This is a genomic window from Vibrio genomosp. F10 str. 9ZD137, from assembly GCF_049974785.1.
Lineage (GTDB): Bacteria > Pseudomonadota > Gammaproteobacteria > Enterobacterales > Vibrionaceae > Vibrio.
On sequence record NZ_JBNGCJ010000513.1, the window covers coordinates 1 to 7676 of the forward strand.

Genomic DNA, 7676 nt, shown 5'->3' on the forward strand with positions numbered 1-7676 from the left:
CAGTTGCCAATGAAGCAGCCGAGGTCGCAGCAGAAGGTGGCATCATAGCCAGTACCATTGAAGAGATCGACTCTTACGCAAATGGGCTTCGCTATACCGTTGCTTTGTCTGTAGGGGTCGCCATATTAGTGGGGGTGTTACGAATTTTAAAAGGGTGGCCAATACAGTATATGATCATCGGTGGGTATATCGGGGTCGTTATACTTACTGGGTTTGCCCCTGATCATATTATTGGTATTGCTTATGATTCTGGTGGTGTCACCACATCAACGATTACCGTCCCTTTGGTGACCGCTTTAGGCGTGGGGTTAGCCTCTGCGATTAAAGGAAGAAACCCAATGATCGATGGATTTGGGTTGATTGCGTTTGCCTCTCTACTGCCCATGATGTTTGTCATGGTTTATGGAATGGTGATTGGATGATAACTATTGATCATTTCTTCCGTATTTTCCTTGATACGATTGTGAATGTGATTCCGATTGTTACGATCCTGTTTGGCTTTCAAGTGGCTGTATTACGACGCCCAATCAATAATCTGCCTCACGTCTTACTTGGCTTCTTTTATGTCTTGCTCGGGCTCTCTCTTTTTCTGATAGGGCTCGATTTGGCATTGTTTCCATTGGGAGAAACCATGGCTCAGCAACTCACAGCCCCCAAGTTTCTAAATGAAGTGCGCTTAAGCATTGGTCTTCATCTTTCTTGGATTGATTATTATTGGGTGTATTTGTTTGCGTTTCTTATTGGGTTTAGTACGACCATTGCTGAGCCATCATTAATTGCCGTGGCTATTAAGGCGAACCAAGTCTCCGGTGGGAGCATCAGTGTCAACGGTTTGAGAATTGCCGTTGCCATTGGCGTAGCATTCGGCATTGCTCTGGGAAGCTACAGAATTGTGGTTGGGGATCCCATCCATTACTACATCATTGGCGGTTACATCGTCGTTGTTATTCAAACTTTTTTTGCCCCTAAGTTGATTGTCCCGTTAGCGTACGATTCAGGGGGCGTCACGACATCAACCGTTACCGTTCCATTAGTTGCGGCTCTGGGGCTCGGGCTGGCTTCCACGGTCCCAGGTCGAAATCCTGTGATTGATGGTTTTGGGCTGATTGCCTTTGCAAGCTTGTTTCCGATTATTTCGGTCATGGCTTATGCGCAAATTACACAAATATTGAACAAAAAAAAGCATTAAAGGAGAAGTCTAATGCGCTTTAAACTCATATTGGCATTTGTTGAAGACAGTAAAGTAGACATCGTTCTGGATGCCGCTAGAGAAGCGGGTGCAACAGGTGCCACCGTGATTAATAATGCTCGTGGTGAGGGGCTTAATAAGAAAAAAACCTTCTTTGGTTTGACTTTAGAAGTTCAAAAAGATGTGTTGCTTTTCGTTGTTGAGGAGCACTTGTCTCGGCATATTTTAGAAACGATCAGTGACGTCGGGGAGTTTGATTTAGAGTCAGGTCAAGGTATTGCTGTGCAGATCGATGTGGAAGATGCCGTTGGTGTTGCTCATCAGGTTGAAACGTTAACGAAGGTGGTTGAGGATAAACTATGAAGACACATGAAATAATACAAGTGCGAGATGTCATGGCGAATACTTATGTCATGGTTGATGGGTTAACCACGGTCAATGAAGCGATAGCACTTGCACGCCAGCATAATGTGAAGGCTCTTATTGTAAACAAGCGAAACGAAGAAGATGAGTTTGGCATCATACTGATGAATGACATCGCGAAAAAAGTCCTGGCTAAAAATCGCTCTCCGATGAGAACAAACGTCTACGAGATTATGACTAAGCCAGCTCTCTCGGTCGCACCAAATATGAATGTGAAATACTGCGCACGTCTGTTTGAGCGTTTTAAAATAAGTCGAGCGCCAGTTATCGAGAACGGAGAAGTGATTGGTATGGTTAGCTACAATAATATTGTGTTTAATGGCATGGCTATTGATGACGAGCGAGAAAATAGGTTCTAGAATATCGCTGGTCATTAATCAGGAGTATTTTCTGTGGAATTATTTTTTGCCTCCGACTTACACGGAAGCTTGCCAGCAACGAAACGAGTACTTGAACAATTTGAACAGTCAGGTGCTACCACTTTGATTTTACTCGGGGATACGCTAAATCATGGCCCTAGAAACCCAGTACCGGAGGGTTACGCGCCTTCAGAGGTGGCTGTGTTATTAAATCAGTATGCAGATTCGATAATTTCGGTTAGAGGCAATTGTGATAGTGAAGTTGATCAAATGCTATTGGACTTTCCAATGATGACAGACTACACGTGGGTCTTAATGGAGTCTGGGCAGAGAATGTTCATTACGCATGGACATCTTTATAATTCGAATAAACGCCCACCCTTAAAAGAAAATGACGTTCTTGTTCATGGGCATACACATATTCCTGTTGCTGAAAAACACGGAGATATCGTTGTATTTAACCCGGGCTCGGCAACTTTCCCTCGAGATGGTTACCCAGCAAGCTTTGGCCGCTTAAGTGACGGAGTACTTCAAGTCGTGAGCTTTGATGGAGAGATTCTTTCACACTATCAAGATTAAAAATATCAACGTTAATACTATTTTTTGTAATCAGAACGATGGCAAAACAAAAAAAGGGAGACAGAAGTCTCCCTAATCAGCACAACAGTAACAAGGAACTAGTTAGTAAAAAGAACGGTTGAACCATGATTCAAACTGGTCAGCAACAGTGTCTGTTTATTGACAATATCAATACGGCGGCTTTGTCTCGCTTCCATCTTGAACAGTTGTGTAATCAGCTTCAATTGCTCTTCAGTAAAGTCTTTGGTTTGCGCTGAAGAGACATCCTTAAATTCCTTTGGTGATACTAAAAGGTAATTGTCACTGATATCCCATTCACCGGTTTCTGAGATATTGATCATGACGATGCTATCACTTTCTTCAACGATCAAGCGTACCAGTGACACTCGGATGTAAGTCCCGTTTGGTAGGTATTTTACATTGGAATTGACTTCAGCTCGGCGTAATGGGCCAACGGAATCACCGGCGATATGAGATACCTCTGTGATTAATCGAGACTGCCACTCGTGCGAAGTAAGGACTTGCTCAACTTTGAGGTCACTTCCCCAATATAACCAAGCGCTAAACAAAGCAGATATTGCGAGAATAATAGTCGTGATTTTCTGAGTCATGATCTTATTCATTATAAACACACCTTGTTAATATCAGGGTTTTTCCAAACAATACGAACGGTTTTGTTGTTGCTAGACTGCTCAACAGTGTGAATGTAATTGAGTATCACTTGCTCATTTTGACCACCCGTAGCAATAACTTTAATGGGGGTTAACTCGTCTTTATGTTGGTTTAAGTAGCTGTTTACACATAGTTCCAGTGATGGAAGCCATTGTGAAAGGTCTGGATGATTGAATGGCGTTATCACCGGGACATCTTGATAAACCGCTAATTCTCTAAATTTAGACTCACTTGGTGTCGTGAAAAGCACCACCATCAATGGCAGAGCCATCGCCAATAGAAGCAGTAATTTAGGAATCAACTTTGAAGGTGTAGTGAGTTTGACGTTAGGTTCTACACCGAGCGCACTGACTGTATTTTCATTGGCATTAGGAACCTGTTTTGATTCTGCAATCGATGACTCTGAAACATCAGGTTCTGACATTGGTTTTTCTTCAATGTTAAATGACGTCACTTCTTTTGATGAAGCAAGTACTGTGGTTGCTTTCACGGAGCAGATCAGTTGATAACCGCGCTTAGGGACGGTTTTTACGAATAGCGGTGATTTTGTTGAGTCCTTCAACATTTTTCTTAGCGTAGAGATCGCTTGAGTGAGACTCGAATCATCTACCTCAAAGCCTTGATCTCGCCAAACAAATTCATGCAATTCATGGCGAGTAATCACTTCATTTGGGCGTTCGCACAGCAGTAATAGAATACGGCTTTCATTACTGCCTAAACGCACTAGGTCAGTATCGCTCTCGTTATCTACTAATGAGTTGTTATTTGGGTCAAAAGTAAATCGGTCTGCAAGGATAAACTTTGTGCCTATATTGCTCATTGGACTCTTCTTAATTAGACAAGTTATTAGGGGCAAACAGTGAGTTTGAATGTCAATGACTGAAACATCAAAGTTATGATTTTAGTTTCTTTGATAAGTTTCGACAGTAGGATAAACAAAAATGATAAAAAAAACAGTGTTTTTATGGTTTTTGACCTTGAATTTACAATTGTCATCCTCATGTTAACTATCAATTGCCCCTTAGTGGGTTGTACATAAATGATAAGAGTCACGGAGCTAATATGAGCGAGACGTTAACAAGCAATAAAGAAACACGCGGCTTTCAGTCTGAAGTAAAACAGCTACTTCACTTAATGATTCATTCTTTATATTCCAATAAAGAAATCTTTCTAAGAGAGCTTATCTCTAATGCCTCTGATGCTGCAGACAAATTGCGCTTTCAAGCACTATCAGATTCAAATCTGTACGCTGGTGACGCCGAACTAGGGGTTAAGTTATCCTTTGATGTAGCAGCGAACACATTGACGATTTCTGATAATGGTATCGGTATGACTCGTGACGATGTCATTGAGCATTTGGGGACTATTGCCAAATCAGGCACCGCTGATTTCTTCTCGAAGCTTTCAGAAGACCAAACAAAAGACTCACAGTTAATTGGTCAATTTGGTGTTGGTTTTTACTCAGCTTTCATCGTGGCAGACGCGGTCACTGTTCGTACTCGTCGTGCTGGTCTTGACTCTGATCAAGCCGTTCAATGGCACTCTGCTGGCGAAGGTGATTACACCATTGAAGATATTACTAAAGAGACTCGCGGCACGGATATTGTTTTACATATGCGTGATGAAGGTAAAGAGTTTCTTTCAGAATGGCGTTTACGTGATGTCATCAGCAAGTACTCTGACCATATCGGAATCCCGGTTTCTATCTTAACTGTGGTTAAAGATGAAGAAGGCAAGGAAACCGAAGAAACGAAGTGGGAGCAAATCAATAAAGCTCAGGCACTGTGGACTCGCAGTAAATCGGATATTTCTGATGAAGAGTACCAAGAGTTTTACAAGCATGTGTCGCACGACTTTGCCGATTCCTTGCTGTGGAGCCACAACAAAGTAGAAGGTAAAAACGACTATACTAGCTTGTTATATATCCCGGCTAAAGCCCCTTGGGATATGATGAACAGAGACCATAAATCAGGTCTGAAGCTCTACGTTCAACGTGTCTTTATTATGGATGACGCAGAGCAGTTCATGCCATCTTATTTGCGCTTTACTCGTGGCTTGATTGATTCGAATGATCTACCGTTGAATGTCTCGCGTGAAATTCTACAAGACAACAAAGTGACTCAATCACTGCGTAATGCTTGTACCAAGCGGGTTTTAACAATGCTAGAGCGTCTGGCTAAGAATGACGAAGAAAAATACCAAAGCTTCTGGAAAGAGTTTGGTTTGGTTCTAAAAGAAGGCCCAGCAGAAGATTCAGCCAACAAAGAGAAAATTGCAGGCTTATTGCGTTTTGCTTCAACAGAAGTGGATTCTTCCGATCAAACGATTGGTCTTGCGGCGTATGTTGAGCGCATGAAAGAAGAACAAGATAAGATCTACTACCTAACGGCTGATAGCTATGTAGCGGCAAAGAACAGTCCTCACCTTGAGCAATTTAAAGCGAAAGGCATTGAGGTTATTCTTATGTCGGATCGCATTGATGAGTGGTTGATGAACTACTTAACGGAATTTGATGGTAAGCAGTTCCAGTCAATTACGAAAGCAGGTCTTGATCTGAGCAAATTTGAAGATGAAGCAGAGAAAGAGCAACAAAAAGAGACGGAAGAAGAGTTTAAGTCGGTTGTTGAGCGCACTCAAGCTTACCTTGGCGATCGTGTTAAAGAAGTCCGCACAACGTTTAAGCTCGATAGTACGCCTGCCGTTGTTGTGACGGATGATTTTGAAATGGGTACTCAGATGGCTAAGCTTCTCGAAGCGGCAGGCCAAGAAGCGCCTCAAGTTAAATACATCTTTGAACTGAACCCTCAACACGATCTTGTTAAGCGCATGGCTGATGAAGTCGATGAGCAAGCGTTTGGTGGATGGGTTGAAGTGTTGCTAGGTCAAGCAATGCTTGCGGAAAAAGGCTCAATGGAAGATCCATCTCAGTTTGTCGGTGCGATCAACAAGCTTTTGACTAAGGTTTAATACCAAATGTAGTAAAAAAGCTCGCTTTGGCGAGCTTTTTTACTAATTGTCCTTAGAATCGTCGAAAAGACCTAACTTTTGTTTATTAAGGACGTAAACGTTATCGTGCTGAGCCATTCTTTAGTCGTAATTCAGTCCGAACGTAAAAAAATATGTTAATATGCTCGACTGAGTAATCGGTTATATGCACGGATACTCATCTAAACAACACTGTTTTAAAACCTTATACCGAAACTTATCGTTGCGACTGCGCTAAACGGTTAACCGATTTAGTGACACTGTGAGCTTCGGTATAAATCATTTATTTCTAAAGAGGAACAAACATGCGCATCATCCTTCTAGGTGCTCCAGGTGCAGGTAAAGGCACACAAGCTCAATTCATCATGGAAAAGTATGGTATTCCACAAATCTCAACGGGTGACATGCTGCGTGCTGCAATTAAAGCGGGCACTGAAATGGGCAAGCAAGCGAAATCAGTAATCGATGCTGGACAACTTGTTTCTGATGAGATCATCTTAGGTTTAATCAAAGAGCGTATTGCTGAAGATGATTGTGCAAAAGGCTTTTTGCTAGACGGCTTCCCTCGTACCATTCCTCAGGCTGACGGCTTGAAAGAAATGGGCGTTAATGTTGATTATGTGATTGAATTTGATGTGGCTGACGGCGTAATTGTTGAGCGCATGGCTGGCCGTCGCGCTCACCTTGCTTCTGGTCGTACTTATCACGCAATTTATAATCCGCCAAAAGTGGAAGGTAAAGATGACATTACCGGTGAAGACCTTGTTGTGCGTGATGATGATAAAGAAGAGACAGTTCGTGCACGTTTAGGCGTATACCACGAGCAAACTGCGCCACTTATCGAGTACTACGGTAAAGAAGCACAAGCAGGCAACACTCAGTACCTGAAATTTGACGGCACTAAGCAAGTGGCTGAAGTGAGTGCAGAGCTGGCAAAAGCACTGTCTTAATTGACAAGTTATTTGATATAGTGAAGCGACCTTTATAAGGTCGCTTTTTTTGATCCGTATTGGAGCGATAAGCGTAAACAAGCAGACACACATTAACGATAAGCTGGGTTATGGAAAATACAAAACAGGGCATTTTGCTCGTGAATTTAGGGACACCGGATGCCGCTACGCCAAAAGCAGTGAAGGCATTTTTATCTGAGTTTTTACATGATCACCGTGTGGTTGATATGACCCGCTGGTTATGGTGCCCTTTGTTGCATGGCATTATTCTTCCTGTCCGTGTACCTAAAGTCGCTAAATTGTATCAATCGGTATGGATGGAAGAAGGCTCGCCTTTGATGGTGCATTCTTGCAGACAAAAAGAACGCTTAGAGGCCGCGATAGGTATCCCGGTCGAACTTGGTATGACCTATGGCAACCCGAGTTTAAAGTCGGGCATAGAATCTCTTCAAGAACGAGGCGTGGATGACATCCTTGTCCTTCCGTTGTATCCGCAGTACTAGATCGGAAGAGCGGGTC

The 7676-nt window shown here is 42.7% G+C and carries 9 protein-coding genes and 1 pseudogene; 8 read left to right on the plus strand and 2 right to left on the minus strand.

From position 1 onward, the window contains the following. From ACP45E_RS12480 to yfcE, 5 genes are all read left to right on the plus strand, one after another. On the plus strand, window positions 1–422 hold a 422-nt coding region (locus ACP45E_RS12480), incomplete at its 5' end, for a DUF1538 family protein (protein ID WP_141707325.1). Beyond that, window positions 419–1189 carry a DUF1538 domain-containing protein gene (locus ACP45E_RS12485; RefSeq protein WP_069585055.1) on the plus strand — a complete coding sequence of 257 codons (771 nt, stop codon included), beginning with the start codon at window positions 419–421 and terminating at the stop codon, window positions 1187–1189. The genes ACP45E_RS12480 and ACP45E_RS12485, both read left to right, overlap by 4 nt. 12 nt (window positions 1190–1201) lie before the next feature. Further along, window positions 1202–1552: a P-II family nitrogen regulator gene (locus tag ACP45E_RS12490; protein ID WP_017037921.1), complete on the plus strand. Its 351-nt coding sequence runs from the start codon at window positions 1202–1204 to the stop codon at window positions 1550–1552. Continuing rightward, window positions 1549–1971: a CBS domain-containing protein gene (locus ACP45E_RS12495; protein WP_017037920.1), complete on the plus strand. Its 423-nt coding sequence runs from the start codon at window positions 1549–1551 to the stop codon at window positions 1969–1971. Before ACP45E_RS12490 ends, ACP45E_RS12495 begins: the two co-directional genes overlap by 4 nt. Before the next feature lie 33 nt (window positions 1972–2004). Further along, entirely contained in the window at window positions 2005–2550 is a 546-nt protein-coding gene (yfcE, locus tag ACP45E_RS12500; protein ID WP_017037919.1) for a phosphodiesterase, read from the plus strand. A gap of 98 nt (window positions 2551–2648) precedes the next feature. Here the strand turns inward: yfcE and ACP45E_RS12505 are convergent, their stop codons facing one another. After that, on the minus strand, window positions 2649–3173 hold the full coding sequence (locus ACP45E_RS12505) for a regulatory protein ToxS (RefSeq protein ID WP_017037918.1): 525 nt from the start codon (window positions 3171–3173) through the stop codon (window positions 2649–2651). Continuing rightward, window positions 3173–4042 (minus strand): winged helix-turn-helix domain-containing protein, encoded by an 870-nt coding sequence (locus ACP45E_RS12510; RefSeq protein WP_017037917.1) that lies wholly within the window; start codon window positions 4040–4042, stop codon window positions 3173–3175. The genes ACP45E_RS12505 and ACP45E_RS12510 overlap by 1 nt, the downstream gene beginning before the upstream one ends. Window positions 4043–4284: 242 nt before the next feature. On the opposite strand from ACP45E_RS12510, the gene htpG reads away from it, so the two are divergent. The 3 genes and pseudogenes from htpG to ACP45E_RS12525 form a co-directional block, all read left to right on the plus strand. Beyond that, window positions 4285–6189: a molecular chaperone HtpG gene (htpG, locus tag ACP45E_RS12515; protein ID WP_017037916.1), complete on the plus strand. Its 1905-nt coding sequence runs from the start codon at window positions 4285–4287 to the stop codon at window positions 6187–6189. 323 nt (window positions 6190–6512) lie between these two features. Next, window positions 6513–7157, plus strand: a complete 645-nt coding sequence (adk, locus tag ACP45E_RS12520) for an adenylate kinase (RefSeq protein WP_017033189.1) — start codon at window positions 6513–6515, stop codon at window positions 7155–7157. A 110-nt stretch (window positions 7158–7267) separates the two neighbouring features. Continuing rightward, window positions 7268–7657, plus strand: a pseudogene (locus ACP45E_RS12525) (ferrochelatase); the annotation flags it as partial. Window positions 7658–7676: the final 19 nt, after the last annotated feature.

Excerpts from the sequence above, each read along its gene's own strand:
- ACP45E_RS12485 (WP_069585055.1), top strand. The coding sequence starts at position 419 with ATGATAACTATTGATCATTTCTTCCGTATTTTCCTTGATACGATTGTG.
- ACP45E_RS12490 (WP_017037921.1), top strand. The coding sequence starts at position 1,202 with ATGCGCTTTAAACTCATATTGGCATTTGTTGAAGACAGTAAAGTAGAC.
- ACP45E_RS12495 (WP_017037920.1), top strand. The coding sequence starts at position 1,549 with ATGAAGACACATGAAATAATACAAGTGCGAGATGTCATGGCGAATACT.
- ACP45E_RS12505 (WP_017037918.1), bottom strand. The coding sequence starts at position 3,173 with ATGAATAAGATCATGACTCAGAAAATCACGACTATTATTCTCGCAATA.
- ACP45E_RS12510 (WP_017037917.1), bottom strand. The coding sequence starts at position 4,042 with ATGAGCAATATAGGCACAAAGTTTATCCTTGCAGACCGATTTACTTTT.
- htpG (WP_017037916.1), top strand. The coding sequence starts at position 4,285 with ATGAGCGAGACGTTAACAAGCAATAAAGAAACACGCGGCTTTCAGTCT.
- adk (WP_017033189.1), top strand. The coding sequence starts at position 6,513 with ATGCGCATCATCCTTCTAGGTGCTCCAGGTGCAGGTAAAGGCACACAA.